We start from the raw sequence: 25,444 nt of genomic DNA on the forward strand, positions 1-25,444 counted from the left end.
GCAGCCCACCGGCACCGGCACCGGCACCGGCACCGGCCAGCCCACCAGCTGAACCGCGGCCCCCAAGCGAGCCCGCTCACCGGCAGCCAGCCACCCCGCCACCCCATCAACCACCAGAAGCGCCTCTGTCAGCCATCCACCAACCATCAGGTCCCCACCAGCAGCCAGCCACACGCTGCCCAACCAACCCACCGCCCACCAGGAACCCCAGCCCACCCGCCAAGAGCACCCGCCCCACCAGGTGCACCTGCCCCGCCAGCCATAGGGCGCGCCCACCCACCAGCCCACCGGCGCGCCCACTCCGCCCCGACACCACCTGACGCGAAAGGAGGCCACCCGGCCGATCCCCTTCCCCACCAACGCAGCCGAGCCTGAACCCGAACCACCCCGGATGATCAGCGAGCGTTCATCCCGCGGACCACTCGGTCGGCCACACTGCGCGCCTCCGACCGTTGAGGAGGACCAGTGGTCCGGTTGTGCACAGGCCTGGTGGCCTTGGTGTTGCTCGTCTCGGCCGCGCCGGCCGGGGCGTCGGCGCCGTCGAGGTTCCAGCGGTTCGACACCATGCCGGTGTTCCGCAACAGCTCGGCCGCCGAGCACACGGCCGCCGAGATCGCGGCTGCCACCGCGGACGGCGAGCTGGTCGTCTACACCGACTCGCCGGGGAGGCGGATCGGGTTCGCCAAGGCCGGGCGGGAGTTCACGCCGGACGGTGTGCTGCCGATGCCGGGCGAGCCGACCTCGGTCGACATCGTCGGACGACTCGCGCTGGTCGCGGTCGACACCTCGAAGTCGTACACCGAGCCGTCGGGTGTGCTGGTGGTCGTGGACCTCGGCAGCCGGCATGTCGTGGCCACGCACGAGCTCGGCGGGCAGCCGGACTCGATCGACATCTCCGCGGACGGCCGGTACGCGGCCATCGCGGTCGAGAACGAGCGCGACGAGGACGTCAACGGTGGCGCGCTCCCCCAGGCGCCTGCCGGGTACCTGACCATCGTCGACCTGGTCGGGGGCGGGCCGGCGTCTTGGCAGTTGCGCGAGGTCGAGCTGACCGGGATCGCTCAGGTCGCGCCGGCCGACCCGGAGCCGGAGTACGTCAGCATCAACGGACGCGGCCAGGTCGCCGTGACGCTGCAGGAGAACAACCACATCGCGATCGTCGACCTGCGGTCCGGCCGGATCGTGCGCCACTTCTCGGCGGGCACGGCCACGGTCGCCCGCACCGACACCAAGGACGACGGGAGGTTCGAACCCACCGAGACGATCACCGCGGCTCGCGAGCCCGACGCCGTCGCCTGGCTGGACGACCGCACGCTCGGCACCGCCGACGAGGGCGACTACCTCGGTGGCTCGCGCACGTGGACGGTCTTCGACGCCGGCTCCGGCGAGGTCGTGTTCTCCTCGGGCAACGACCTCCAGCGGATCGCCGTCGAGCAGGGCCAGTACCCGGACGGCCGCTCGGACAACAAGGGTGTCGAGCCGGAGGGCCTGGCCGTCGCCACCTTCGGGCGCGACAGGTACGCGTTCGTCGGCATGGAGCGCGCCAACCTCGTCGCCGTCTACGACGTGAGCGACCCGCGCAGGCCACGCTTCCTGCAGGCGCTGCCGACCGGCGTCGGGCCGGAGGGCCTGCTGCCGATTCCGGCCACCGGCACGCTCGTGGTCGCCGCGGAGGAGGACGCGGCCGGGGACGGCATCCGCTCGTCGCTCAGCGGGTACCGCCTGACCCACAAGCCACTGGCGTTGTCGTCGCAGCGCAACCAGGGGACGCCGTCGATCGTGTCGGACGGCATCGGATTCGGTGCTCTGTCAGGGCTTTCCGGCATTCCGGGCAATCACCGCGACGTCGTCGCCGTGACGGACTCGGCCTACAGCCCGACCCGGATCCTGACCGTCGACACCGTGGCCGCGCCCGCGAAGGTGCGCGCGGAGCTGACGCTGACCAAGGACGGCAAGCCCGTCGGCTACGACGGTGAAGGCATCGCCGCGCGCGGGAGCGGTTACTGGATCGCGGTGGAAGGCGACGGCAAGCAGAAGCCGAACCTGCTCGTGGAGGTCGCCGCGAACGGCGCTGTCACCAAGGAGGTCCCGCTGCCCGAGGTGATCGCGAAGACCGCCACCGGCAACGGGTTCGAAGGCGTGACCGTGATCGGCAGCGGCAGGTCCGAGCAGGTGTGGCTCGCCGTGCAGCGCGAGTGGAAGGCCGACAGGCTCGGCCAGGCGACGCTGGCCCGCTACACCCCGGCGACCGGTGAGTGGGCGTTCGCCGCGTACCCGCTCGACGCTCCGCAGGCCGGTGCGTGGATCGGCCTGTCCGAGATCACCGCGTTGAACGACCGCACGCTGCTGGTCCTCGAGCGCGACAACCAGCGCGGTGACGCGGCCAGGACGAAGAAGGTCTACCGCGTCGACATCACCGGCGTGACGCCGGTGGCCGCGGGTGCCGAGAAGCCGTTGGTGGCCAAGAAGCAGGCCGAGGACCTCCTCCCCGCCCTCCAGGCCGGCGGCGCCACCACCCACGACAAGCCGGAAGGCCTCGCCGTGATCGGCACCTGGCCGCTCCAGCGGCTCGTCGGCGTGGTGGACAACGACGGGCTGGACGACGCTCCGGGCGAGTCGGTGTTCCTGCGCCTCGGCTGGATCCGCTGACGCGGACGGACGACTCGAGCTCGTGAGCGGCGCTGACCGGTTTCGCTGGAAGCCGGTCAGCGCCGCTCACTCCTCGGGCTTCAGCGGCCGGTAGGCCGGCCCCCCCCCCCCGGGCCCCGGCCCCCCCGCGTTCCGGAGCCCCCCCGGCCCCCCCCCCTCACTCCTCGGGCTTCAGCGACAGGTAGGCCGGGCGCAACAGGCCGGCCAGCGACGACCCGCCCACGGTGATCGGCACACCGTCGAGCTGATCGAGCACCGCGTCCGTGCGCACCGCCGCAGTGGGGTCGCCGAGGCTGAGGCTCGACGTGGTCTGCCGCTGCCAGAACGTGTCCAGGCACCTGGTGAGCGGCGGCGCCTCCTCGCGGACCACGGTGGAACGCACGCTGCCGCGCAGTGCGCGGAGACGGTCGAGCAGGTCCTCGCGGCTGCGGCCGCGCCAGGCGAGGATCTCGAACGGGTCGTTGTCGAACGACTCGGCGAGCAGGTAACAGGTGGCGGCGAGGTGCTTGCACGGCACCTCCCAGTCCGGGCAGCTGCAGTCCATCGTCAGCTCGCGCTGCGTCGCGGGGAAGAGCCGCAGTCCCAGCGAGGCGAACAGGGTCTCGATGTCCGGGGGCATCTCGCCGGCCAGCAGTTTCGCCGCGTACAGGGCCTTGCCGGCCAGCGCGTGCTCGATGCGCTGCCACTCCTGGCCCGTGAACGACTTGATCGCGATCCGCGTCTTGTACGGCGTGGGCCGTGAACCCTGCACGAGGGCGATGACCATGCTCGTGGACAGCGACAACGACAGCACCTGGCCCTGCCGCGCGTAGGTGCGGCCGCGGGTCAGCCGGCCTCCCATGCCGAACGACTCCAGCACCTCGATGAACCGGCGCGACCACCAGGTCGCCCCGATGTCGCCGCGCTTGCTCTTGGCCTTGAGGCCGTTGTCCACCTTGATGGTCTTGCCGTACCGGGGACGTTCGCCGGACCAGTGCTCACTCACCGATGGCCTCCCCGGACAACGTCAGCAGGTCGCGCAGCTGCGCGGTGGACAGGTCGGTGAGCCAGTTCTCGCCCGCGCCGACCACCAGCTGGGCCAGCGCGCGCTTCTCCTCGATCATGGCGTCGATGCGTTCCTCCAGCGTGCCGATGCACACGAACTTGCGCACCTGCACGTTGCGGCGCTGGCCGATCCGGAACGCGCGGTCGGTCGCCTGGTCCTCGACAGCCGGGTTCCACCAGCGGTCCAAGTGGATCACGTGGTTCGCGGCGGTGAGGTTGAGGCCGGTGCCGCCCGCCTTGAGCGACAACAGGAACAGCGACGGCCCCTTGCTGTCCTGGAAGCGCTCGACCATGCGGTCGCGGGACGCCTTGTTCGTGCCGCCGTGCAGGAACAGCACCTCGGTGTCGAAGCGCGCGGCCAGGTACGGCACGAGCATGCTGCCGAACTCGGTGAACTGCGTGAAGCACAACGCTTTGTCGCCCTCGGCGAGCACTTCCTCGAGCACTTCCTCGAGGCGTGCGAGCTTGCCGGAGCGGCCGGCGACGCGGGAGCCGTCGCCGAGGAAGTGGGCGGGGTGGTTGCAGACCTGCTTGAGCTTCGACATGGTCGCGAGCACCAGTCCCTTGCGCCCGATGCCCTCCGCCTCCTCGATCTTCTCCAGCATGTCGTTGACGACGGCCTGGTAGAGCGAGGCCTGCTCGGTGGTGAGGTTGCAGAGCTGGCGCATCTCGACCTTGTCCGGCAGGTCGCTGATGATGCGCGGATCGGTCTTCACGCGGCGCAGCACGAACGGGTTGGTGATCTTGCGCAGCCGTGCGGCGGCGTCCTGGTCGTTGTGGCGCTCCACCGGAACGGCGAAGCGGGCGCGGAACGTGTTGACCGTGCCGAGCACGCCCGGATTGGCGAAGTCCATGATCGACCAGAGTTCGGCCAGGCGGTTCTCGACGGGCGTGCCGGTGAGCGCCACGCGGTGGCGTGCCTTGAGCTGCCGCACCGCCTGGGACTGGCGGGTCGCGCTGTTCTTGATGTTCTGCGCCTCGTCGAGCACCACGCGGTCGAACGTGAGGTCGCTCAACGCCTCGGCGTCGCGCGCGGCCAAGGCGTAGGTGGTGAGGATCAGGTCGTGGCTTTCGACGGCTTCGCGCAGCGCGTCACCGTTCTGGCGGTCCGCGCCGTGGTGCACGTGCACCGAGAGCTCCGGGGTGAACCGCGCTGCCTCGCGCTGCCAGTTGCCGACGACCGACATCGGGCAGATCAGCAACGTCGGCGGCCTCTTGCCGCCGGCGCGGTTCAACGCCTCCAGCGCCAGCAGCTGAACGGTCTTGCCGAGGCCCATGTCGTCGGCCAGGCACGCGCCCAGGCCAATCTTGTCGAGGAACGCGAGCCACGCCAGGCCGCGCTGCTGGTACGGACGCAGCCGCGCGAGGAAGCTCTCCGGCGGCTCCACGGGTTCCAGCTGCTCGTCGGCCTTGCCGGACAACAGGTCGCCGAGCCAGCCGTCCGCCTCGACGGACATCAGCGGGAGCGGCAGGCTCTCGTCCTCCTCCGTGAGTCCACTGTGGAGCATCACCTCGGCGGCGGTCATCTGCCCGCCGCCGCGCTTGAGGAACGCGAGCCCGGCGGCGAGCCGCTTCTGGTCGACCTGCACCCACTGGCCGCGCACCTTGACCAGCGGCACCTTCGCCCTGGCCAGTTCGGCGAGCTCGGCGTCGGTCAGCGTGTCCTCGCCGAGAGCGAGCTCCCACTTGTAGTCCACGATGGACTTCAGGCCGATCTCGCTCTCCTTCGCGACGGTGCCGGCGGTGCCACGGCTCTTCGTGGTGAGCTTCAGGCCCAGCCTCGTCGTCTGCTGCCACCAGGACGGCAGCAGCACGCCGAACCCGGCCTGCGCCAGCACCGGTGCGGCGGTCAGGAACCGGTACGCGCCTTCCGCGCTGACCTCCATCTCGGCGGGGTGCGAGCCGCGCAACGCCTCGTCCAGGTCGGGGTGCAGCTTGCTCGCGCGGCCGAGGTCGGCCAGCAGGTGCTCCTGCGGTGCCGGGATCCAGCGCCGCAGGACGCTGTCGTCCGCGAACCAGACCTGGTGCGCGGGTACGAGGACGCTCGGCTCGTCGACGGCCTGCAGCAGGAACTCGACGGCCCACTCCTCGTCGTCGCGCTGCTCCGGCGAGCGCAGCCGGAAGCACGTGCGCACAGGGCTCTCGTTGCCCGCGGTGTCACGCCAGCGGTCCAGTCGCTCACGCAGTTCGTAGAGCTCGACGGGGTCCGCGTCGAACACGGGCTCGCCGGTGAGCGCGGTGAGCCAGGACTCCGCCGTCGTCGTCGCGGGGCCACGTCGTGCCGGGGCGAGAGCCGTGCCGCCCAGCCGGCTCCGCACCTGCTCGTCGACCGCGGTCGTCAGGGCCGCGCGCACGAGTTCCGCGGGGTCGCTGACGATCTGCTCGCACCGGCAGGCGGGCGGCATCGCGGCCTGCAACGCCGCGAACCGCGCCGAATCCGTTCCCGAGAGCAGCGGCACCCACTGCGCGACGGCCCGGTCCGGCGCGACCGACGGCAGCACGCGACCACGGTCGACCAGGTCGGTGGCGAAGCCGGCCACGTCGAACACGAACCGCGCTGAGGCGCTCAGCCGCACCTCGGCGCCGCGTTCCGGGGCACCGTCGAGGCGGATCGTGGGCACGCCCCACTGCCGCAGCTGCACCTTGCCGCGCTGCGCTCGTTCCGCCGCCAACGGATCGCGCACCAGTTCAGGCGACGCCATCGGCCCTGAGGAGAACGACGGCAGCAGCAACGCCCGTGTGGTCGTTTTGCCCGGTTCCTGCCCGAGCGCGGCGGCCAGCGATTCGGCCGACGCCGCGAACGGGTGTGGCGCGTCCCGGCGCGTGCTCTCGCTGCGTGCGGGCAGCCCGGAGTCTTCGGCCCACAGTGCTAGAACACCGTCGGTCGTGCACAGGCCATGCAGTACGAGCACCTCTGAACCCTATGTGCTCACATTGGCGCCATGGTCGAAGACTCCCCTGTCGTGCTGGACGGTCGGTCCCTCAGCGCCGACGAGGTGGTGCGCGTCGCGCGGTACCACGCGCCGGTGGCCCTGCACGCTGACGGCCTCGCACGCCTCGAGGCGTCGTGGGGTGCCAGCCAGCGCCTTGTGGTGCGGCGACAGGTGTACGGCCGCACGACCGGCGTCGGTGCGAACCGCAACCAGATCATCAGCACGGAGGGCTGGGCGGAGCACGGCCTGCGCCTGCTGCGCAGCCACGCGGGCGGGCTCGGCGGCATGCTCCCGGAGGAGCAGGTCCGCGCCATGATGGTCGTGCGCCTCAACCAGCTCCTCGCGGGCGGCGCCGGTGTGCGCAGAGCCGTGGCCGACGCACTGCTCGCCGCCCTGAACAGCAGCTGCTACCCCGGCGTCCACGAGTACGGCGCCATCGGCACGGGCGACCTCACCGCACTCGCCGAGACCGGCCTGACGCTGCTCGGCGAGCGCTACTGGCTCGGCTCCACGCAGACGCCTGACCCGATCGAGCTCGACTCGGGCGACGCGCTGGCGTTGATCAGCAGCAACGCCCTCACCATCGGCATGGCGGGCCTGGCCTGGCAGGACGCGCACCAGCTCCTCAAGGCCACGCACGTCGTCGCCGCGCTGTCGTTCCTCGCCGTGGACGGAGCCGTCGAGGCCTACGACGAACGCGTCCACCTCGGCCGCCCGCACCCCGGTCAGGTGGCGGTGGCCGCCGAGATGCGCCGCCTCATCGGCGAACCACCACGCCCGCCGGCGCGCATCCAGGACCCGTTCGGTTACCGCTGCTTCCCGCAGATCCACGGCCCGGCCGTCGACGCCGCAACCGACCTGGCCCACGTGCTCGACGTCGAGTTCAACGCCGCCGCCGAGAACCCTCTGATCGTCTCCGACCACTTCGGCCCCGAGGACGACGCCGCCTACCACCACGGCGCGTTCCACAGCGCGTACCTGGGCCAGGCGCTCGACCGGCTCCGGCTCTCGATGCTGCACACCGGCCACATCTCGACCGCCCGCCTCGCGACGCTCGTCGAGCCGAGCTTCACCGGCCTGCGCCCGTTCCTCGCCGAGGGCGTCCCCGGCAGCTCGGGCGTGATGATCCTCGAGTACAGCGCCAACTCCGCGCTGGCCGAGGTCCGCACCCTCGCCGAGCCCGCGAGCATCGGCAACGCCGTCGTGTCGCGCGGCCAGGAGGAGAACTCGAGCTTCGCGTTCCAGTCCGCCTCCCAGGCCCTGCGCTCGCTGAGCGCGTTCCGCCTGGTCCTGGCGTGCGAGGTCGTGGCCGCCGTCCGCGCCCTGCGGCTGCGCGGCATCACACCTCGGACCGAGTCGCTGCGGGCCGCCTTCGAGGCCGCCGAGTCGAAGCTCAACCCGGACATGTCCGACCGCCAGCTCAGCCCGGACGTCGAGGTCGCCTCGGCACTGCTGGACGACTTCGCCACCTGCTGAGATCCGGGCTTGATCTCCACCGAACTGGAGCTTTTACGGTGGGACGCGGCCAGGTTGATCAAGGTGGGGGATGTGGTTGTGGTGCGTGCTGTCCGTGTGCACGAGTTCGGTGGTCCCGAGGTGCTCCGCGCGGAGGAAGTTCCCGCGCCGGTGGCGGGCCCGGGCCAGGTGGTGGTGGGCATGGCCGTCGCCGACGTGATCTTCCTCGACACGCTGCTGCGCAACGGCTGGGGCGGCGAGTACTTCCCGCTGACCCTCCCTTACGTGCCGGGCGGAGGCGGCGCGGGTCACGTGCTCTCGGTGGGCGAAGGCGTGGACCCGGCGTGGCTGGGCAGGCACGTCATCAGCCGCGGATCAGGCGGCTACGCGGAGCAGATGGTCTTCCCCGCCGAGGAGATCGTCGCGGTCCCCGATGGCCTGGGCTCGGCCGAGGCGGCGGCACTGGTGCACGACGGCGTCACCGCGCTCATGCTCGCCCGCCGCACGGAGATCAGGAAGGACGAGTGGGTCCTGGTGGCGGCCGCGACGGGCGGCGCGGGTTCGCTGCTCGTGCAACTCCTGCGCGACGCGGGCGCACGAGTCGTCGCCGCGGCCCGCGGCGAACGCAAGCTCGCACTGAGCCGCGACCTGGGTGCGGACCTGGCCGTCGACTACTCGCTGGACGGCTGGCAGGACCAGGTCCGCGAGGCGACGGGCGGCGTCGGCGTGGCCTTCGACGGCGCGGGAGGACCGCTCGGCAGGGCGGTGTTCGAGACGGTGGCCTCCGGCGGTCGCTTCATCACCTACGGCACCTCGGACGGGTTCGCCGACATCGATCCGGACCTGGCGGCCAGTCGGCAGGTGCACGTGGACAACGTGCTGGCGGCCGGGCCGCCCGACCCGGCGACCGTGCGTGCACTCCTCACGGACGCGCTCGCCCTCACCTCGCAGGGCCGGATCCGGCCGGTGATCGGTGCGACGTATCCGTTGGCGGAGGCCGAGAAGGCTCACCGCTCGCTGGAGGAACGCGCCACCCTCGGCAAGTCGCTGCTGCTGGTGTGACCGCTCGCGCGACCGGGGTCGGGCTCGGTCATCGGGTGGCTGGCTGGGCGGCTGCGCTGGGGCAGGCGGATGTGTGGCGGCAACCGGGAGGCGTGGCGGTCGCCGGGAAGGGTGGCAGCTGGCAGACGGGCGTCGGCTGCGGCCGAGGTGGTGGTCGCTGGGCGAGGTGGTGGGCGCCGGCAGCCGGCTTGGCGCGGGGCAGGCCGGTGGCGGGATGGCGACAGTGCAGCAGCGGGTGACTAGCAGCGGGGACGGCGCGACAGCCTCATTAGCGGGATAGCGGGAGACCGACGGCAGAAACGACGGCAGAAACGGCGGCAGGCCGGCGGCGAGGTGGCGGGAGATCGGCTGCGGGACCGGCGGGAGGCCGGTACCGGGGCGGTGACCACAGCCGAAGCGGTGGGGGGCGTCGGCAACCACAACGACTGGCAAGCCTGTGGCGAGGTGGCGCCAGCCCTTGTGCGCGGCGGGGTGGCGGCAGACCTGTGGAGCGGTGCCTGTGGCACGTAGCGAGGCCCGGTCGGAGACGGGGTGGTGGCCGCCGAGGCGGCCGGGCAGCGGCAGCCGCAGTAGCGGCGAGGTGGCGGCAGCCGCAGTAGCGGCGAGGTGGCGGCAGCCGCAGTAGCGGCGAGGTGGCGGCAGCCGCAGTAGCGGCGAGGTGGCGGCAGCCGCAGTGAAGCAGTGCCGGTGGCGCGCAGCGAGGCCGGAGTCGCGGGCAGCCCAGGTCACCGGGCAGCCCAGGTCACCAGGCAGCCCAGGTCACCAGGCAGCCCAGGTCACCAGGCAGCCCAGGTCACCAGGCAGCCCGAACCCCGGGCAGCCGTTGCCCGGACGCGCTGCCCGTCGCCGAGCGCGCCGCCGTCCCCGGAGCGGCGCGGCCCGGCGGGGAGCGGCGTCAGCCTCCAGCCACCGACGGCAGGATCTGGATCTCGGCGCCTGACGGGAGCGGGGTGGCCGGGCCTGCCAGGCGGCGGCACTCCTCGCCGTTGACGTAGAAGTTCACGTAGCGGCGCAGGCCGGCGCGCTCGTCGCGCAGGCGGCGGTCCAGTTGCGGGTAGGTGTCGGCCAGGACGTCGAGGGCTGCTCCCAGGGTGGCCGGGTCCGGGACTTCCACGTCCAAGTGGGCGGCACCGTCGGTGGCGGCGCGGAGGACTCCTGGGATCAGGACCGTCACCTTCACGTCGGGACCACCACGGCTCGGACCGACATCACGTCTGGCAGGTGGGCCGCCACGCGGTGCCAGGTCTCGCCCTCGTCCGGGCTCGCGTAGACCTCGCCCGAGCGGGAGCCGAAGTAGACGCCGGGGACCTCGGCGTCGTCCGTGCACATGGCGTCGCGCATCACCGCTGTCCAGAAGTCGTCGGGAAGGCCTTCGCCCAGGGCCTGCCAGGTGGCGCCCGCGTCCCGGGAGCGGTAGACGCGGCACTTGCCCTCCGGCGGGAAGCGGCGGCCGTCCGCCTCGATCGGGAACGTGAAGATCGTGTCCGGGTCGTGGGGGTGGACGACCATGGCGAAGCCGAAGTCGGTGGGCAGGCCGTCGGCGATCGACTGCCAGGAGTCGCCCCCGTCGTCGCTGCGGTAGACGCCGTGGTGGTTCTGGGCGTAGAAGCGCGACGGCGCCGCGGGGTGCTGGGCCACCTTGTGGACGCACTGGCCGAACTCCGGCCACGGGTCCGGGAAGAAGTACGCCTTGATGCCCTTGTTGCGGGCTTCCCAGGACTTGCCGCCGTCGGCGGTGCGGTAGACGCCGCCCGTCGACATCGCCACCAGCAGGCGGTCCGGGTCCACCGGGTCGGGCACGATCGTGTGGACGGCCTGGCCGCCGAAGCCCGCCTCCCACTCCGGGCGGTGCGGGTGGTTCCAGAGGCCCTCGACGAACTCGAACGAGCGGCCGCCGTCGGAGGACTTGAACAGCGCCGACGGCTGGGTGCCCGCCCAGACCACGCCCGGCTGCGCGGCCGGTGCGGGCTGGAGCTGCCAGACGCGTTCGAGGGCCGCTTCCTCCACCGGGAACGCGATCGGCGGCGTGGACGACTCCTCCCAGGTGGCCCCCAGGTCGTCCGAGATGGACACTCCGGGGCCGAAGTGCGGAGAGGACACTCCCGCCATCAGGCGAAGGCCCGCGCGCGAGTCGAACGCGACCGCGTACACCTCCTGCATCGCGTGGTGCGGCCCGTCGACCTGCCACGAGACCCGATCCTCACTGCGGGCGAGCCACAGCCCCTTGCGCGTACCGATCGCCACAACCACCGTCATCGCAACGCAGCCTCCCAGCCCGAAGATGTGATGCGGAGCACGTTACGCCGGGGATCCGACAATTTCTGAGGACGAGGGAAACCCCACGTAGACCCACAAGTTACTCACTGGTAGCGTCCGAAAGAGGAGACGCAAGGAGGCGCCAGTGCTGCTCGACCCGAACCACTACGACCCCGCCCACCTCGACGACGAGACGCGGCGCCTGCTCAGGGCGACCGTCGACTGGTTCGAGGCCCGCGGCAAGCGGCAGCTCATCGCGGACGCGCAGGACAAGGTCTGGTACACCGAGTTCCTCGACTTCGTGAAGCGCGAGAAGCTCTTCGCCACCTTCTGCACGCCCGCGAGCGTCGACGGCACCAAGCGCTGGGACGCCGCCCGCAACGCCGCGTTCAGCGAGGTGCTCGGGTTCTACGGCCTGCAGTACTGGTACGCCTGGCAGGTCACGGTCCTCGGCCTCGGCCCGATCTGGATGAGCGACAACTCCGAGGCCAAGCAGAAGGCGGCGGCCCTCCTCGACAGCGGCGCGGTCTTCGCGTTCGGCCTCTCCGAGAAGGAGCACGGTGCCGACGTCTACAGCACCGACATGATCGTCACGAAGACGGAGACCGGCTACACCGCGACCGGCGGCAAGTACTACATCGGCAACGGCAACGTCGCCGGCATGGTCAGCGTCTTCGGCAAGCTCGCGGACTCCGACGAGTACGTCTTCTTCGCCGTCGACAGCCAGCACGAGAACTTCGAGCTCGTCAAGAACGTCGTCGACAGCCAGATGTTCGTGAGCGAGTTCCGCCTCGACGCCTACCCCCTGACCGACGCCGACATCCTGCACCGCGGCCCCGACGCCTTCTCCGCCGCGCTCAACACCGTCAACGTCGGCAAGTTCAACCTCTGCACGGCCAGCATCGGCATCTGCGAGCACTCGTTCTACGAGGCGATCACCCACGCCCACAACCGGATCCTCTACGGCAACCCGGTCACGAACTTCCCGCACGTGCGCCAGAACTTCGTCGACGCCTACGCGCGCCTCACCGCGATGAAGCTCTTCGCGGACCGCAGCGTCGACTACTTCCGCAGCGCCGGCGAGAACGACCGCCGCTACCTCCTCTTCAACCCCATCACCAAGATGAAGGTGACGAGCGAGGGCGAGAACGTCATCGACCTGCTCTGGGACGTCATCGCCGCCAAGGGTTTCGAGAAGGACACGTACTTCACGCGCGCCACGGCCGACATCCGCGCGCTGCCCAAGCTCGAAGGCACCGTGCACGTGAACCTGGCCCTGGTGCTCAAGTTCATGCCGAACTACTTCTTCAACCCCAAGGCCTACGACGAGGTCCCGACGCGCCACGACGCGACCGACGACGACTTCTTCTGGCACCAGGGCCCCGCGCGCGGCCTCGGCAAGATCCAGTTCCACGACTGGGAGCCGATCTACACCGAGCACGCGCACCTGCCCAACGTGGCGCTGTTCCACGAGCAGGCCAAGGCCGTCAAGACGCTGCTGACCACGGCGGCGCCGGACGAGGCCCAGCAGAAGGACCTCGACTTCCTGCTCAACCTCGGCCACCTGTTCACCCTGGTCGTCTACGGCCAGCTGGTCCTGGAGCAGGCGAAGATCACGAACACCGACCAGCACGTGCTCGACCAGATCTTCGACGTCCTGGTCCGCGACTTCGCCGGCTACGCGACCGCCCTGCACGGCAAGGCCAGCAGCACCGAGGCCCAGCAGCAGTGGGCCGTGGGGCAGATCCGCAAGCCGCACGTCGACCAGGCCCGCTTCGACGCCGTGTGGCAGCAGGTGGAAGCGCTCTCCGGCCGCTACGAGATGCGCCCCTAGTCCTGGTAGCGCTCCAACGCCGCGATCATGAGTTCGAGGCCGAACTCGAACTCGTGATCGTGGTCGTAGGTCCCCAGCTCACCGATCACCTCCGCGGACAACGGGAACGCCGACACGTCGACGTCCACATAGGGCGACAACGCGATCCCGCCGAGCTCGGGCGTGGTCGCGACCTCCCTCATCAGCGTGCCCAGCAGGTACGACACCATCGCCCGCATCATCCCGACGGCGATCTTGCCCCGGAACCCCGCGCGGTCGAAGTTCATCAGCGCCGCCTCGATCGTCCGGAACCCCGCCTCGCTGCTCAGCCGGCGCGTCGCCAGCATCACGAACGCACGGGGGTGGCGGCGCGCCAGCTCCCGCACGGCGCGGGCGTGCGCCCGGATGTGATCACGCCAGTCGTCGCTGTCCACCTGGTACGGACGCGCCTCCGCCATGATCCGCTCGGCCGCGAGGTCCACCAGCACGGCCTTGTTCGGCACGTGGTTGTACAGCGACATCGTGCCCGCGCCCAGCTCAGCGGCCAGGCGCCGCATCGAGACGGCCTCGACTCCCTCGCACTCGATCAACCTCACGGCCGCATCCACGATGCGGTCGCGGGTCAGCGGCTCACGTGGCGAGGACACTGGCGGAGACCGCACGACGTGGAGTAGCTTCCCTGCGACGTACGGCGTACGTAGGAGGGTCGGCCGGTATGACCGAGTCCAAGGCGCTCAGAGCGCTGCGTGAAGCGATCGTCTTGGAGCACATGGAGTCGCAGAACGACCACGACTTCGACACCTCTCTGAACACGTTTCCGCACCCCCGGTACGAGATCATGGCGTCCGGCCAGGTCTTCGAAGGCGTGGACGCGGTCCGCGGCTACTGGCAGCGCACCCGCGCGGCGTTCCCCGACCAGCGGAACAAGATCATCGACGTCCACCACGCCGACGACGCCGTGATCGTCGAGTTCGAACTGCAGGGCACGCACCTGGGCAGCCTCATCGGCGAAGAAGTTACCGGACGGTCGTTCAAGGTCAGGATGGCCGGTTTCTTCCTCTTCGACAAGGACATCCTGGTCTGCGAGCGGATCTACGGCGACACGGCGACCGTCATGGCCCAGCTCGGCATGCTCGACGTCCCCGAGAAGTTCTAGAACACGACGCGAACCTCCCCGACGACCTGCCCGCCACCGAGCACCGGCACGGACAGGGACTCCTTCGCGGGCGACACGTCGAACCCCGTGGCCGCCAGCGCGGTGAGCCCGATCGCCGTCGTGGCACGGGGATTGCCGTCGAGGACCTTCACCGCGACCGCGTGCCCGGCCGCGGTCCCCAGCACCAGCACACCCTCCGCGCCACCCTTGGCCACCACGCCCGGCAGCTGCTGCATGACCACGGTGTTCACGTGCCCGGTCCCGCCGACGTACTCGGGGAACCGGCGCATGGCGTCGGCGACGGGCGTGCGCATCAAGCCCTGCATCGCCCTCGCCAAGCCGTGCAACGACAACGCGTGCACGGGCGCACCGCAGCCGTCGATCGCAGTGTGCACAACGGACTCTTCGGACAACTCCTCCACCGTCCGCACCACCAGCCGCTGCAGGGGATGCGAAGTGTCCAGATAGGTCTGCGTCGGCCACCGCGCCGCCACGCACGCCGCGAGCATCGCCGCGTGCTTGCCGGAGCAGTTCATCCGCACCCGGGAAGGTTCCGTCAGCCGTTGGCGCGTCTCCTCGTCCTCCGGCCAGGACGGTGGGCAGCGCAGCAGCCCGAGCGGCAACCCGCCGAGCACCTGCATCACCAGCTCGACGTGCCGGTTCTCCCCCGTGTGCGAGCCGGCCGCGATCGCCAGCGCGGGCCCGGACAGCGGCGCTCCGGCGGACAGGCACGCCAGCGCCTGGAACGGCTTCATGCACGACCGCGGCAGCACCGGGTCCTCCACCGCGCCGGCGGAGACGCCCACCGCCCCGGACGGCAGCAGGCCGACGACGCTGCCGTGGTGCAGGCTCTCCACGAACCCCGACCGGGTCACCTCAGCGAGCAGTGCGGGCACGAGCAGCCTCCAGCCGGTGGGCCAGCCTGGACAGCGCCAGGTTGACCACGAGGTAGACGAACGCGACGACGACGAAGGTCTGGATCAGCAGGCCGTTGTAGTTCGCGAGCACCCGCCCGTTGAACAACAGCTCCGCGTAGGACACCACATACCCGAGCGAGGTGTCCTTCAACAGGCTGACGGCCTGGGTCACGAGTAGCGGTGTCATGTGCCGCACGGCCTGGGGCAGCACCACGAACCGCGTCACCACGCCGTCCGGCATGCCCAGCGACAGCCCCGCCTCGCGCTGGCCGGGATCGACCGCGGAGACGCCCGCCCGGAAGATCACCGCGTAGGACGCCGCGTGCGACAGGGCGAGCGGCACCACGAGCTTCCAGAACAGCGGCAGGTTCACGCCGAACGACGGCAGCACGAACAGCATCACGTACACGAGCAGCAGCACCGGAACCGTGCGCATGACCTCGGCGTAGGCGCGGGTGAACCGGTTGGGCCGCAACGCGAGCAGCAACCCACCCGCCATCGCCAGCACCCCCGTCGCGCACGCCGCCACCACGGTCGACCACAGGCCCCCGAGCAGATAACGCCACACGGGCCAGGTCAGGTACGGCCTCCACCGAACCGGCTCCAGCTGCCCGCCGGCCGCGAACTGCCGCAACCCCAGCGCGACGAGCCCGAGGAGCACCAGCCCCGACACCACGGAGACCCAGAAGACCCGGCGGCGGAACCGGGGGCCGGGAGCGTCGAACATCAGGGCAGCCGCCGTTCCAGCGCACGTGCCCCGAACCCGATTCCGGCCGCCATCACCAGATAACAGAGTCCGACGCCGGTGAACACCAGCAACGGCTGCGCGAACTCCAGGTTGATCCGTTGCGCCGCACGGGTCATGTCCACTACTCCGACCACACCAGCGAGAGCCGTGGCCATCGTCAACGCGATCGCGATGTTCGCCAGCGGCTGCACGACGTTCTTCAGGGCCTGCGGCAGGATCACGTGCCGCAACGACTGCCGGACCGACAGCCCCAGCGCCCGCGCGGCCTCCCCCTGCCCGGACGCCACCGCGTTCACGCCCGACCGCAGCGCCTCCGCCACGAAGGCCGCCTCGTAGAGCGCGATCGCCGTGAAGGCCGTCCAGAACAGCGGCATCTTCACGCCTGCCTCCGGCAGCCCGAACACGAACAGCACCAGCCAGGCGAGCAGCGGGACGTTCCGCCACACCTCCACGTAGACCGCGCCCGCCGCGCGCAACAGCGGTACCGGCACGATCCTCATGACGGCCACCAGCAGCCCGGCGAGCAGGGCGCCGCCGAACGACAGCAGCGTCAGGGCGACGGTGTTCAGGAAGCCTTCGAGGACCAGGCTCATGAGGCGATCGCGGGTGGCGCCGGCGCGTCGCCGGTGACCACGGTGCCGATCGTCTGCTTCCAGACCTCCTGCCACAGCCCCGACTTGCCGAGCTCGCGCAGCCAGTCGTTCACGAACGCCGTGAACTCGGCGTCCCCGTGCCTGATGCCGATGCCGTACGGGTCCTCGGTGAACGGCTCGCCGACGAGCTGCAGCTCGCTGTCCTTGGACGCGTCGGCGACCAGGATCGCCTGGTCCTGCACGTAGGCCTCGCCGCGGCCCTGCTTCAACGCCGTCAGGCACTCGGGGTCGGAGCCGAACTCGACGATCTTCGCCGTGGGCGCCGCGTCCTGGACGGCCTTCACTCCGGGCGTGTTCGCACCGACGATGACGGTCCTGCCGGCCAGGTCAGCGGGTGCGGAGATGCCGGACGTGCCCTTGCGCACCGCGATCGACTGGCCCGACTGGTAGTACGGCCCGGCGAACGACACGCGCTCCTTGCGCGCGGGCGTGATCGTGTAGGTCTGGATGATCACGTCGACCGTGCCGTTGGCCAGCAGCGGTTCGCGCGTCTCCGACGTCGCGGAGAGCAGCTCCGCCGAGGGCTTGCCGAGGATGTGGTGGGCCAGCAGCTTGCCCAGGTAGGCGTCGAAGCCGGTGAGCTCGCCGCTGATCGGGTCGAGCTGGGACAGCAGCGGGGCGTCCTGGGAGCCGCCGATCAGCAGCTCGCCGCGCTTCCTGATGCGGTCGACGGCCGAGCCGGGCGTCACCTGACCTGCGTAGACGGGCGCTTTGGCGAGCAGGGCGTCGATCTTGCCGCCGCCTGGGACCGCCTCCGAACCGCCGGAGCACCCGGCCACGAAGAGCAACAGAGCGGCTACGAACAGTCTCCCCATGCGGCGAAACTACTGAGCGCGATGAATCGGGCACAAGATACGACAAAGCCGCTTGTCCGATAGTGGACAGGCGGCTTGTCTAGATCAGATGTGCTGATCAGTCAGACTCAGACGGCGCGAACGCCCTGGGCCTGCGGGCCCTTCTGGCCCTGACCGATCTCGAACTCGACCCGCTGGTTCTCCTCGAGAGCCTTGTAGCCGTTCATCTGGATCTCGGAGTAGTGGACGAACACGTCGGCGCCACCGTTGTCAGGGGAGATGAAGCCGAAGCCCTTCTCCGCGTTGAACCACTTGACGGTGCCCTGTACTGCCATCTTGCTACTTCTCCTCTAACAGGTGCCGGATCGCGCTCGCGACCACCGGGTCAAGTCACGGCGGCGTCTTCTCCGGAACCTGGAGAACCCGCTCACTCGCAACCTCGTTCCGCGAGCGGGGTGATCCACGAACACGAAACGTACGACCGCAGACAGTCAACCACGGCTCCCCGCCCTCAGTCGAGCCATCGATTTCGCTGCTATCGTGAGATGCCAAATGAGTTCGCGGAGGTGCTCGTGTCGGAGCAGACGGCGATGTCGATCAAGGTCACCGTCGCACCCCAGATCTCCGGCGGACTCGCCGCACTGGCCGAAAAACTCCTCCGCGCCGAGGCCACCCGGAAGGACCGGGGCAAGGGCCGCAAGACCTCCAACAAGCTGGTCGGCGAGATCCACGGCACTGTGCTCCAGATCGGCACCGTGAAGAACATGAACATGCCCGACGGCCGGTAACCTGGAGGGTCGTTGACCCAGGGGGCCGTGGCTTGACCGGCAGCGAACGACTGCTCTTCTTCTTCATCGGTTTGGTGACCACATTCGTGTTCATCCGCATCAGCGTGCGCATGATCAGGGCGAAGGTCCGCTGGTGGCCGGGGAACATCGTGCACGGCGACACGCACGTGCATCACGTCGTGTTCGGCACCGTGCTGCTGCTCCTGTCCAGCGTGGCGGGCCTCGTCATCCCCGACGACCTGCACGGCGCCCGGCTGGCGGCGGCGGCCGGTCTCGGGGTGGGCGCGGCGCTGGTGCTGGACGAGTTCGCGCTGATTCTGCACCTCAGAGACGTGTACTGGACGAAGGCGGGCCGGCTGTCCGTGGACGCGGTGTTCCTCGCCGTCGGTCTCACCGGGACGTTCCTGCTCGGCGCGCGGCCGTTCGGCTACGACGAGGTGCTGCAGCTCAACCCGGAGACGACGCCGGCGTCCACGTTCACGCTCCGGCTGATCATCATCTCCGTGAACCTGTGCTTCGCGATCGTGGCGCTGCTCAAGGGCAAGATCTGGACCGGCCTGCTCGGCCTGCTCGTGCCGGTGGTGCCCGCCGTGGGCGCCGTGCGGCTCGCACGGCCCGGCTCACCGTGGGCGCGCTGGCGCTACCTGGAGGGCTCGCGCAAGCTGACCCGCGCGTACCGCCGGGAGGCCAGGATCCGGCAACCGATCATCAAGGCGAAGATCGCCGTGCAGGAGTTCATCTCGGGGCGTCACGACCTGCCTGATCAAGACAGGCCGTGACGGGGCTCTAACCTCCGAGGATGTCCTGCTGGGCGCAGGTCTGGGCGAGCGCGCCGGCGCACAGCTCCGCCGGCTTGACGATGCCCTCCGTGACCAGCGTCCGGACGGTGTCCTTCTTGATCAGCGTGGCGCCGAGCAGCACCGACTTGATGTCGCGCCGCGCGACGGGGTCCCGCAGGTTGCCGGTGGCGAGGTCGTCGGCACCCTCCAGGTCTCCGCGGGCGATGGCGATCGCCAGCCTGGCGGCCGCCTCGGCCTCGTCACGCACCGGCTTGTAGACGGTGATGCACTGGTCGCCCGCGAGCACGGCCCGAAGACCGTCCACAGTGGCGTCCTGGCCGGTGACCGGGACCCTCAGGTTCTTCTTCTTGAGCACGGCGATGACCGCGCCGGCCAGGCCGTCGTTGGCCGCGACCACGCCGTCGACCTTGCCGCCGTTCTCGTTCAGGATCTGCTCGAACAGCTGCCCGCCGAGGTCGTTGTTCCAGTCGGCGACCGGTTGCGACTTCACGAGCTTGAGCGCGCCGCTGTCGTACTTCGAGGACAGCCGCGACTTCTGACCCTGGGCGAAGAGCGTCGCGTTGTGGTCGGTCGGAGCACCCTGGATCTCGATGATCTGGGCACCCGGCTTGTCGCCGAGGCAGCTCAGCAAGCCGTCGCCCTGCAACTGGCCGACGTTCACGCTGTCGAAACCGACGTGGTACTCCGCCTGGCCGCCGAGCGTCACGCGGTCGTAGTCGATGACCGGGATGCCCGCCGCCTTCGCCTTCTTCTGCACCGCGAGGCCGCCCGCCGCCGACAAGGGCGTGATCATCATGACCTTCACCTTGCGGCGGATCATCTCGTCGGCGATCTGCGCGAACTTCGCCTCGTCGCCCTCGGCGTTCTCCATGAACGGCTCGATGTCCGCATAGTTGAACGCCTGAGTGAGCAGAGGGCGATCCTGCTCTTCCCAACGCGTGGATGTCGTTCGGTCGGGAAGGATTACCCCGACGATTGGTTTGGGACCACGCGTAGGCAGCGTCGGAGACCCCTGACCTGCGTCACCACAGGCTGAGAGGAGAAAGAGCAGGCACGCCGACGATGCCATTACCCGTCTTCGCATAATCGCGAAGTCCATCCCTTGAATCTTGTTAAGTCAAGATTTCTTCTCATAACATCACGCTCCGCTTCCGATCGGCTACAGTTCGATTCCGTACGAAAGGCGCTGATGCGCGGCGAATTTTCGTGTCAGTGTGTCCAACTTGGGCGGCAATCGGGGGCCGCACCATGTTGTTGGATCCAGCCCTGACCGGGTGTGAGGAGACAGCTAGGTGAGAACGCGCAGAACCGTGATGGCGGTGGCGGCAACGGTGTCGCTGATCGCCGCGGGCACTTCGGCGGCGGGGGCCGCTCCGGCCACCACAGGGCCGACCACGGAGTACACCGTCCTTCTGGAAGAACCCGGTAACCGCGACTTCGCGATCGACGCCGTGGAAGCGGCGGGCGGCGAGGTCGTGCGGAGCAACGACGCCGTCGGCCTGCTGACGGTCAAGGCGCCCGCGAACGGCTTCGCGGAGAAGGTTTCCGCTTCGAGCGCGATCGTCGGTGCCGCTCGGACCAAGCCGATCGGGCACGCGCCCGCGGCGAAGGCCGAGAAGGTCAAGCGGGACAACGTCGAGAAGGAGAACAAGACCGAGAAGCCGAACAAGGCGCCCGCGCAGTCGGGCTCGACGGCCGGCATGGACCCGCTCGACGGGGACCTGTGGGGCCTGAACCTCGTTCGCTCCAACATCGCGCGGGCCAAGCAGGCCGGCGACAAGCGCGTGTACGTCGGTGTTCTCGACACCGGTGTGGACGGTTCCCACCCGGACATCGCGCCGAACTTCAACAACGAGCTCTCGCGCAACTTCACCGTCGACATCCCGAACGACTCCGACGGTGGCCTGTTCGACGGCCCGTGTGAGTTCCGCGGTTGCGTCGACCCGGCGAACTGGGACGACGGCGGCCACGGCACGCACGTCGCCGGCACCATCGGCGCCGCTGCCAACGGCTTCGGCATCTCCGGTGTCGCACCGGGCGTGTCGCTCGTCAACATCCGCGGCGGCCAGGACGCGGGCTCGTTCTTCCTGCAGCCCGTCGTCGACGCCATCACCTACGGCGCCGACATCGGCCTGGACGTCATCAACATGTCGTTCTACGTCGACCCCTGGTACATGAACTGCGCCAACGACCCCACGGCCTCGGCCGAGGAGCAGCTGGAGCAGCGCACGATCATCGCGACCGTGCAGCGCGCGCTGAACTACGCGCACCGCAAGGGCGTCACGCTGATCGGTGCCGGTGGCAACAACCACGAGGACCTCGGCAAGCCGCGCCAGGACACCGTGAGCCCGAACTACCCGCCGGGCCACAACCGCACGCGTCCGGTCGACAACGCGACGTGCCTCAACCTCCCGACCGAGGGCAACCACGTCATCTCGGTGTCGTCGCTCGGCCCGTCGACGAACAAGGCCGACTACTCGAACTACGGCGTCGAGCAGACCGCGGTCTCGGCCCCCGGTGGCTACTTCCGCGACTACTTCGGCACGCCGTGGTACCGCACCAACGAGAACATGATCCTGTCGACCTACCCGCGCAACGTCGCTCTCGCCGAGGGCAACATCGACGAGGCCGGCAACATCACCGACATCGGTCTGGGCGCGGGCGTGAAGAAGGCCGTGCAGGGCGACAAGGTGGGCTACTACCAGTACCTGCAGGGCACCTCGATGGCCGCCCCGCACGCCGCTGGTGTCGCCGCGCTGATCGTCAGCCAGTACGGCAAGAAGGACAAGAAGAACGCCGGCCTGACCCTCGACCCCGACAAGGTCGAGAAGGTGCTCTACAAGACCGCGACGCAGCGCGCCTGCCCGAACCCGCGCACCGTGTCGTACGTCAACGTGGGCCGCACGCCGGAGTTCGACGCCACCTGTGAGGGTGACGCGAAGTTCAACGGCTTCTACGGTCACGGCATCGTGGACGCGTACGGCGCGGTCACCCGTGGTGGCCAGTTCCTGTAAGTCCTTGTAACGCGACAAAAGGCCCCTGGTGTCTTGCCGGGGGCCTTTTGCGTGCGACGAAAGTGGACTCTCCGCCCAACCTTCGTCTGAACGTTGCGGACCGCCTTGACCGTGCCGTAGCGGCATGGTTTCAACTGGGTCCTGTCAGCAACCGGGGAGGAGGACGTCGTGGCGTGGAGCACCAGTCAGCTGGCCGATCTCGCCGGCACGACGTTGCGCACGATCCGGCACTACCACGACGTGGGCCTGCTCGCCGAGCCGGAACGCCGCGCCAACGGCTACAAGAGCTACGGCGTGCCCCATCTCGTGCGGGTGCTGAGGATCAAGCGCCTCACCGATCTCGGGTTGTCGCTGACGCAGATCGCGGAGCTCGGCGACGGGGACGAACATCCCGGTGAGGCGCTGCGCGCCCTCGACGCCGAGCTGGGCACGACGATCGAGCGCCTGCAACGGATCAGGGCCGAGCTGGCACTGGTCCTGAGCCAGGAGACGCCGACCGACCTGCCGCCGGACGTCGCGGCGATGATCGAGAACGCGGACCTGTCTCCGCAGGACCGCGCGTTCACCGTCGTGCTGGCCCAGCTGCTCTCGCCGGAGACGCTGGCCAAGTACGCCGGGACGCTCGATGGCTACTCGCGGCATCCGGCGGTGGTCGCGTTCGACACCCTGCCGGAGGACGCGGACGAGGAGACCCGGCAGCGGGTGGCGGACGCCATGCGCGAGATGCCGTACATGGCTCAGATCCGCGCCGCGTTCCCGGATCCGGCCGGTCTGTGGAGCGACGCCCCGCGAGGCGTGGAGCACGCGCGGCGGACGGTCGTGAAGGTCCTGGTCGAGCTCTACAACAAGGCGCAGCTGGACGTTCTCGTCCGCATGGGCGCCTGATTCTCATTGGTCTGACGTGCCGAGGGGGCACGTCGTCGGGGAGGTATTTGCTAATGCGAAAAACGATGTCGCTGGCCGCGGTGGTGACCGCGGCGGCAGCGCTGGTGATCACACCGGGGGTGTCGTCGGCGGCGCCGGTCACGGAGATCAAGTGGGCGGCGTGCCCGTCCGACGTGGCCATGCCCGGTCTCGAGTGCGGGACCCTGCAGGTGCCGCTCGACTACCGCAAGCCGCAGGGCCGCAAGACCGAGGTGATGATCTCGCGGCTGGCCAGCAAGAACCCGGAGAAGCGCAAGGGGATCCTGCTGACCAACCCCGGCGGGCCGAGCGAGGGCCTGACTTTCCCGTTCTTGTTGAAGACGCTGGGACTGCCGCAGAGCGTGCAGGACGCATACGACGTCATCGGCATGGACCCGCGTGGCATCGGTTACAGCTCACCGTCCACGTGCGACATGACCGAGGAGCAGATGGCGGACGGCAGCGTGCCGCCGTACGCCAACAACTCCGCCGACGTGCGCCAGCGCGCCGACGAGGTGAAGAAGATCGCCGAGCAGTGCCTCAGGTCGTCCACGGCCGACGAACTGCCGTACAACACGACCCAGAACATCGCGCGTGACCTGGACACGGTCCGTGCGGCGCTGGGCGAGAAGAAGGCGTCGTTCCTCGGGTACTCCTACGGTTCGTACCTGGGTTCGGTGTACGCCACGCTGTTCCCGAAGACGTCCGACCGCGTCGTGATCGACAGCAACCTGCCGAAGACCGGCTGGGACGTCGAGGGCGGCAGGCTGATGGGCCGCGGCGTCGAGGACACGTTCCCCGACTTCGCGAAGTGGGCCGCGGCGCACCCGGAGTACGGCCTGGGCACGACGCCGCAGCAGGTGCGCGCCAAGTTCTTCGACCTCGCCGCACGCCTCGACCAGAAGCCCTCGGTGGAGGGCTACGACGGCAAGCTGTTCCGGTTCGGCACCTTCACGGCGCTCTACGCCACCGGTGACGCGGCCTTCTCGCAGCTCGCGGCCTCCTGGAAGGCCTTCGACACCGGCCAGCCGCAGCCGCCGCAGGAGTACCCGGAGGTCCCGCGCGTCCAGGCCCTCCTGGCGGGACGCCTGCACGTGATCTGCGGTGACTCCGCCTGGCCGTCGTCGGTCGGCACGTACGAGCGCAACGTGGCGATCGACCGCGTCCGCCACCCGATGTTCGGCGCGGCCGCCGCGAACATCCAGCCGTGCGCGTTCTGGCCGAAGCCGGTGGAGAAGCAGGTCCTGCCGTCCGACCGGGGCCCGCGCAACGTGCTGCTGGTGCAGAACGAACGCGACCCCGCGACACCGCTGGCCGGTGCCCTGTCGACGCGTCGCGCGTTCGGTGACAGGGCCGCGATCCTGACCGTCGACCAGGGCGGCCACGGCACGTACGTGGTCGGCAAGAACAAGTGCGCCAACGACAAGGTCACCGAGTACCTGCTCGGCGGCCAGCGTCCGAACGACACGAAGTGCGCGGCTGAGACCAGCTGACGACCGGCAGGGGCCGGCTCGCGTCCCGCGGGCCGGCCCTTCGCAAATTCGTAAACACTCTTGCCGATGAAGGTCCGGACCCCTTACCGTTGCCGCACCGCCGCCCGGGACACCCCGGGAGGAACGCGTGAAGATCTCAGGCCGCATCGCGGCCGCGGTTCTCACCTGCGTCGCGCTCGCCACCGCGACGACGGGAACCGCTCAGGCAGCCGACCTGAACGACCCGCGCATGAAGGACATCGCGATGCAGATCGTGTCCAGCGCGGAGAACTCGTCCACGAACTGGCGCGCCCAGTTCGGCTACATCGAGGACATCGACGACGGCCGCGGCTACACCGCCGGCATCATCGGCTTCTGCAGCGGCACGGGAGACATGCTCGACCTCGTCGAGCTGTACAAGCAGCGCAAACCCGGCAACGTGCTGGAGAAGTACCTCCCCGCGCTGCGCAGGGTGAACGGCACCGACTCGCACGCCGGACTGGATCCCAACTACACCAAGGACTGGAAGACAGCGGCCAAGGACTCCGTCTTCAAGGCTGCGCAGGAGTCCGAGCGCGACCGCGTGTACTTCAACCCGGCCCTGCGCCAGGCCAAGGCCGACGGCGTGCGCGCCCTGGGCCAGTTCGCCTACTACGACGCGATCGTCATGCACGGCGACGGCTGGGGCAGCCTGGACTTCTCCGGCATCCGCAAACGCGCGCTGGCCAAGGCGAAGCCCCCGTCGCAGGGCGGCAACGAGACCACGTGGCTCAACGCCTTCATGGACGCCCGCGTGTGGACCATGAAGCAGGAGCCCGCGCACGAGGACACGACCCGCGTGGACACCGCGCAGCGCGTGTGGCTCAAGGCGGGCAACCTCGACCTGAACACACCGCTGAGGTGGAAGGTCTACGGCCAGAGCTTCGAGATCAAGTAGGCCGGAACGGCGTCTGCGAGTACCGCAGCGGTACTCGCAGACGCCCACCC

22 protein-coding genes are annotated in these 25,444 nt (G+C 69.7%); 11 read left to right on the top strand and 11 right to left on the bottom strand.

Annotated features, from left to right (window positions below; translation table 11 throughout):
* The first annotated feature begins 465 nt into the window (after positions 1-465).
* Entirely contained in the window at positions 466-2,649 is a 2,184-nt protein-coding gene (locus ORI60_RS15645; RefSeq protein WP_266037994.1) for an esterase-like activity of phytase family protein, read from the top strand.
* Between the two features lie 157 nt (positions 2,650-2,806).
* Here the strand turns inward: ORI60_RS15645 and ORI60_RS15650 are convergent, their stop codons facing one another.
* Complete coding sequence (locus ORI60_RS15650) at positions 2,807-3,634, bottom strand: SWIM zinc finger family protein (RefSeq protein ID WP_266037996.1); 828 nt, start codon at positions 3,632-3,634, stop codon at positions 2,807-2,809.
* On the bottom strand, positions 3,627-6,605 hold the full coding sequence (locus ORI60_RS15655; RefSeq protein ID WP_266037998.1) for a DEAD/DEAH box helicase: 2,979 nt from the start codon (positions 6,603-6,605) through the stop codon (positions 3,627-3,629). The genes ORI60_RS15650 and ORI60_RS15655 overlap by 8 nt, the downstream gene beginning before the upstream one ends.
* Before the next feature lie 30 nt (positions 6,606-6,635).
* Here ORI60_RS15655 and ORI60_RS15660 point away from each other — a divergent pair, with 30 nt between their 5' ends.
* Positions 6,636-8,102 carry an aromatic amino acid ammonia-lyase gene (locus tag ORI60_RS15660; RefSeq protein WP_266037999.1) on the top strand — a complete coding sequence of 489 codons (1,467 nt, stop codon included), beginning with the start codon at positions 6,636-6,638 and terminating at the stop codon, positions 8,100-8,102.
* Positions 8,103-8,183: 81 nt separating this feature from the next.
* A complete protein-coding gene (locus ORI60_RS15665) occupies positions 8,184-9,143 on the top strand; it encodes a zinc-binding dehydrogenase (RefSeq protein WP_266038000.1) in 960 nt (319 codons plus the stop codon).
* Between the two features lie 895 nt (positions 9,144-10,038).
* On the opposite strand, the gene ORI60_RS15670 is transcribed toward ORI60_RS15665, so the two are convergent.
* Together ORI60_RS15670 and ORI60_RS15675 are read right to left on the bottom strand one after the other, a co-directional pair.
* Positions 10,039-10,323: a MoaD/ThiS family protein gene (locus ORI60_RS15670; RefSeq protein ID WP_266038001.1), complete on the bottom strand. Its 285-nt coding sequence runs from the start codon at positions 10,321-10,323 to the stop codon at positions 10,039-10,041.
* Entirely contained in the window at positions 10,320-11,399 is a 1,080-nt protein-coding gene (locus ORI60_RS15675) for a WD40/YVTN/BNR-like repeat-containing protein (protein ID WP_266038002.1), read from the bottom strand. The genes ORI60_RS15670 and ORI60_RS15675 overlap by 4 nt, the downstream gene beginning before the upstream one ends.
* Positions 11,400-11,544: 145 nt before the next feature.
* Here ORI60_RS15675 and ORI60_RS15680 point away from each other — a divergent pair, with 145 nt between their 5' ends.
* The gene (locus tag ORI60_RS15680; protein ID WP_266038004.1) at positions 11,545-13,233 is read left to right on the top strand and encodes an acyl-CoA dehydrogenase family protein; all 1,689 of its coding nucleotides are present in this window, start codon (positions 11,545-11,547) and stop codon (positions 13,231-13,233) included.
* On the opposite strand, the gene ORI60_RS15685 is transcribed toward ORI60_RS15680, so the two are convergent.
* On the bottom strand, positions 13,230-13,874 hold the full coding sequence (locus ORI60_RS15685; protein ID WP_323055913.1) for a TetR/AcrR family transcriptional regulator C-terminal domain-containing protein: 645 nt from the start codon (positions 13,872-13,874) through the stop codon (positions 13,230-13,232). The two genes, ORI60_RS15680 and ORI60_RS15685, sit on opposite strands and share 4 nt — an antisense overlap.
* Positions 13,875-13,927: 53 nt before the next feature.
* Between ORI60_RS15685 and ORI60_RS15690 the strand changes: the two genes are divergently transcribed.
* A complete protein-coding gene (locus ORI60_RS15690; RefSeq protein WP_266038005.1) occupies positions 13,928-14,368 on the top strand; it encodes an ester cyclase in 441 nt (146 codons plus the stop codon).
* Here the strand turns inward: ORI60_RS15690 and ORI60_RS15695 are convergent.
* The 5 genes from ORI60_RS15695 to ORI60_RS15715 all read right to left on the bottom strand — a co-directional run bounded on the left by ORI60_RS15695 (position 14,365) and on the right by ORI60_RS15715 (position 17,815).
* Entirely contained in the window at positions 14,365-15,264 is a 900-nt protein-coding gene (locus ORI60_RS15695; protein ID WP_266038006.1) for an asparaginase, read from the bottom strand. The genes ORI60_RS15690 and ORI60_RS15695 overlap by 4 nt on opposite strands.
* On the bottom strand, positions 15,245-16,012 hold the full coding sequence (locus ORI60_RS15700; RefSeq protein ID WP_266038007.1) for an amino acid ABC transporter permease: 768 nt from the start codon (positions 16,010-16,012) through the stop codon (positions 15,245-15,247). Before ORI60_RS15700 ends, ORI60_RS15695 begins: the two co-directional genes overlap by 20 nt.
* A complete protein-coding gene (locus tag ORI60_RS15705; RefSeq protein WP_266038009.1) occupies positions 16,012-16,626 on the bottom strand; it encodes an amino acid ABC transporter permease in 615 nt (204 codons plus the stop codon). Before ORI60_RS15705 ends, ORI60_RS15700 begins: the two co-directional genes overlap by 1 nt.
* Entirely contained in the window at positions 16,623-17,501 is an 879-nt protein-coding gene (locus ORI60_RS15710; protein ID WP_266038010.1) for a glutamate ABC transporter substrate-binding protein, read from the bottom strand. Before ORI60_RS15710 ends, ORI60_RS15705 begins: the two co-directional genes overlap by 4 nt.
* Before the next feature lie 107 nt (positions 17,502-17,608).
* On the bottom strand, positions 17,609-17,815 hold the full coding sequence (locus ORI60_RS15715) for a cold-shock protein (protein WP_030468404.1): 207 nt from the start codon (positions 17,813-17,815) through the stop codon (positions 17,609-17,611).
* Between the two features lie 210 nt (positions 17,816-18,025).
* On the opposite strand from ORI60_RS15715, the gene ORI60_RS15720 reads away from it, so the two are divergent.
* Together ORI60_RS15720 and ORI60_RS15725 are read left to right on the top strand one after the other, a co-directional pair.
* Positions 18,026-18,268, top strand: a complete 243-nt coding sequence (locus ORI60_RS15720; protein ID WP_266038012.1) for a hypothetical protein — start codon at positions 18,026-18,028, stop codon at positions 18,266-18,268.
* A gap of 74 nt (positions 18,269-18,342) precedes the next feature.
* Entirely contained in the window at positions 18,343-19,047 is a 705-nt protein-coding gene (locus ORI60_RS15725; RefSeq protein WP_266038014.1) for a hypothetical protein, read from the top strand.
* A gap of 7 nt (positions 19,048-19,054) precedes the next feature.
* Here ORI60_RS15725 and ORI60_RS15730 read toward each other — a convergent pair whose 3' ends face one another.
* Positions 19,055-20,167 carry a sugar ABC transporter substrate-binding protein gene (locus ORI60_RS15730; protein WP_323055914.1) on the bottom strand — a complete coding sequence of 371 codons (1,113 nt, stop codon included), beginning with the start codon at positions 20,165-20,167 and terminating at the stop codon, positions 19,055-19,057.
* A gap of 214 nt (positions 20,168-20,381) precedes the next feature.
* On the opposite strand from ORI60_RS15730, the gene ORI60_RS15735 reads away from it, so the two are divergent.
* The 4 genes from ORI60_RS15735 to ORI60_RS15750 all read left to right on the top strand — a co-directional run bounded on the left by ORI60_RS15735 (position 20,382) and on the right by ORI60_RS15750 (position 25,394).
* Positions 20,382-22,082: a S8 family serine peptidase gene (locus tag ORI60_RS15735; RefSeq protein WP_266038035.1), complete on the top strand. Its 1,701-nt coding sequence runs from the start codon at positions 20,382-20,384 to the stop codon at positions 22,080-22,082.
* Positions 22,083-22,250: 168 nt separating this feature from the next.
* Positions 22,251-22,967 (top strand): MerR family transcriptional regulator, encoded by a 717-nt coding sequence (locus ORI60_RS15740; RefSeq protein ID WP_266038015.1) that lies wholly within the window; start codon positions 22,251-22,253, stop codon positions 22,965-22,967.
* Between the two features lie 53 nt (positions 22,968-23,020).
* Positions 23,021-24,478: an alpha/beta hydrolase gene (locus tag ORI60_RS15745; protein ID WP_266038016.1), complete on the top strand. Its 1,458-nt coding sequence runs from the start codon at positions 23,021-23,023 to the stop codon at positions 24,476-24,478.
* Between the two features lie 127 nt (positions 24,479-24,605).
* Entirely contained in the window at positions 24,606-25,394 is a 789-nt protein-coding gene (locus ORI60_RS15750) for a chitosanase (RefSeq protein ID WP_323055915.1), read from the top strand.
* Positions 25,395-25,444: the final 50 nt, after the last annotated feature.

This window comes from Lentzea sp. NEAU-D7 (genome assembly GCF_026242055.1).
Taxonomy (GTDB): Bacteria; Actinomycetota; Actinomycetes; order Mycobacteriales; family Pseudonocardiaceae; genus Lentzea.

What these genes read in the sequence shown, in the direction of transcription:
- ORI60_RS15660 (WP_266037999.1), top strand. Translation starts at nt 6,636, where the DNA reads ATGGTCGAAGACTCCCCTGTCGTGCTGGACGGTCGGTCCCTCAGCGCC.
- ORI60_RS15675 (WP_266038002.1), bottom strand. Translation starts at nt 11,399, where the DNA reads ATGACGGTGGTTGTGGCGATCGGTACGCGCAAGGGGCTGTGGCTCGCC.
- ORI60_RS15690 (WP_266038005.1), top strand. Translation starts at nt 13,928, where the DNA reads ATGACCGAGTCCAAGGCGCTCAGAGCGCTGCGTGAAGCGATCGTCTTG.
- ORI60_RS15700 (WP_266038007.1), bottom strand. Translation starts at nt 16,012, where the DNA reads ATGTTCGACGCTCCCGGCCCCCGGTTCCGCCGCCGGGTCTTCTGGGTC.
- ORI60_RS15705 (WP_266038009.1), bottom strand. Translation starts at nt 16,626, where the DNA reads ATGAGCCTGGTCCTCGAAGGCTTCCTGAACACCGTCGCCCTGACGCTG.
- ORI60_RS15710 (WP_266038010.1), bottom strand. Translation starts at nt 17,501, where the DNA reads ATGGGGAGACTGTTCGTAGCCGCTCTGTTGCTCTTCGTGGCCGGGTGC.
- ORI60_RS15715 (WP_030468404.1), bottom strand. Translation starts at nt 17,815, where the DNA reads ATGGCAGTACAGGGCACCGTCAAGTGGTTCAACGCGGAGAAGGGCTTC.
- ORI60_RS15720 (WP_266038012.1), top strand. Translation starts at nt 18,026, where the DNA reads ATGCCAAATGAGTTCGCGGAGGTGCTCGTGTCGGAGCAGACGGCGATG.
- ORI60_RS15730 (WP_323055914.1), bottom strand. Translation starts at nt 20,167, where the DNA reads ATGGACTTCGCGATTATGCGAAGACGGGTAATGGCATCGTCGGCGTGC.
- ORI60_RS15735 (WP_266038035.1), top strand. Translation starts at nt 20,382, where the DNA reads ATGGCGGTGGCGGCAACGGTGTCGCTGATCGCCGCGGGCACTTCGGCG.
- ORI60_RS15745 (WP_266038016.1), top strand. Translation starts at nt 23,021, where the DNA reads ATGCGAAAAACGATGTCGCTGGCCGCGGTGGTGACCGCGGCGGCAGCG.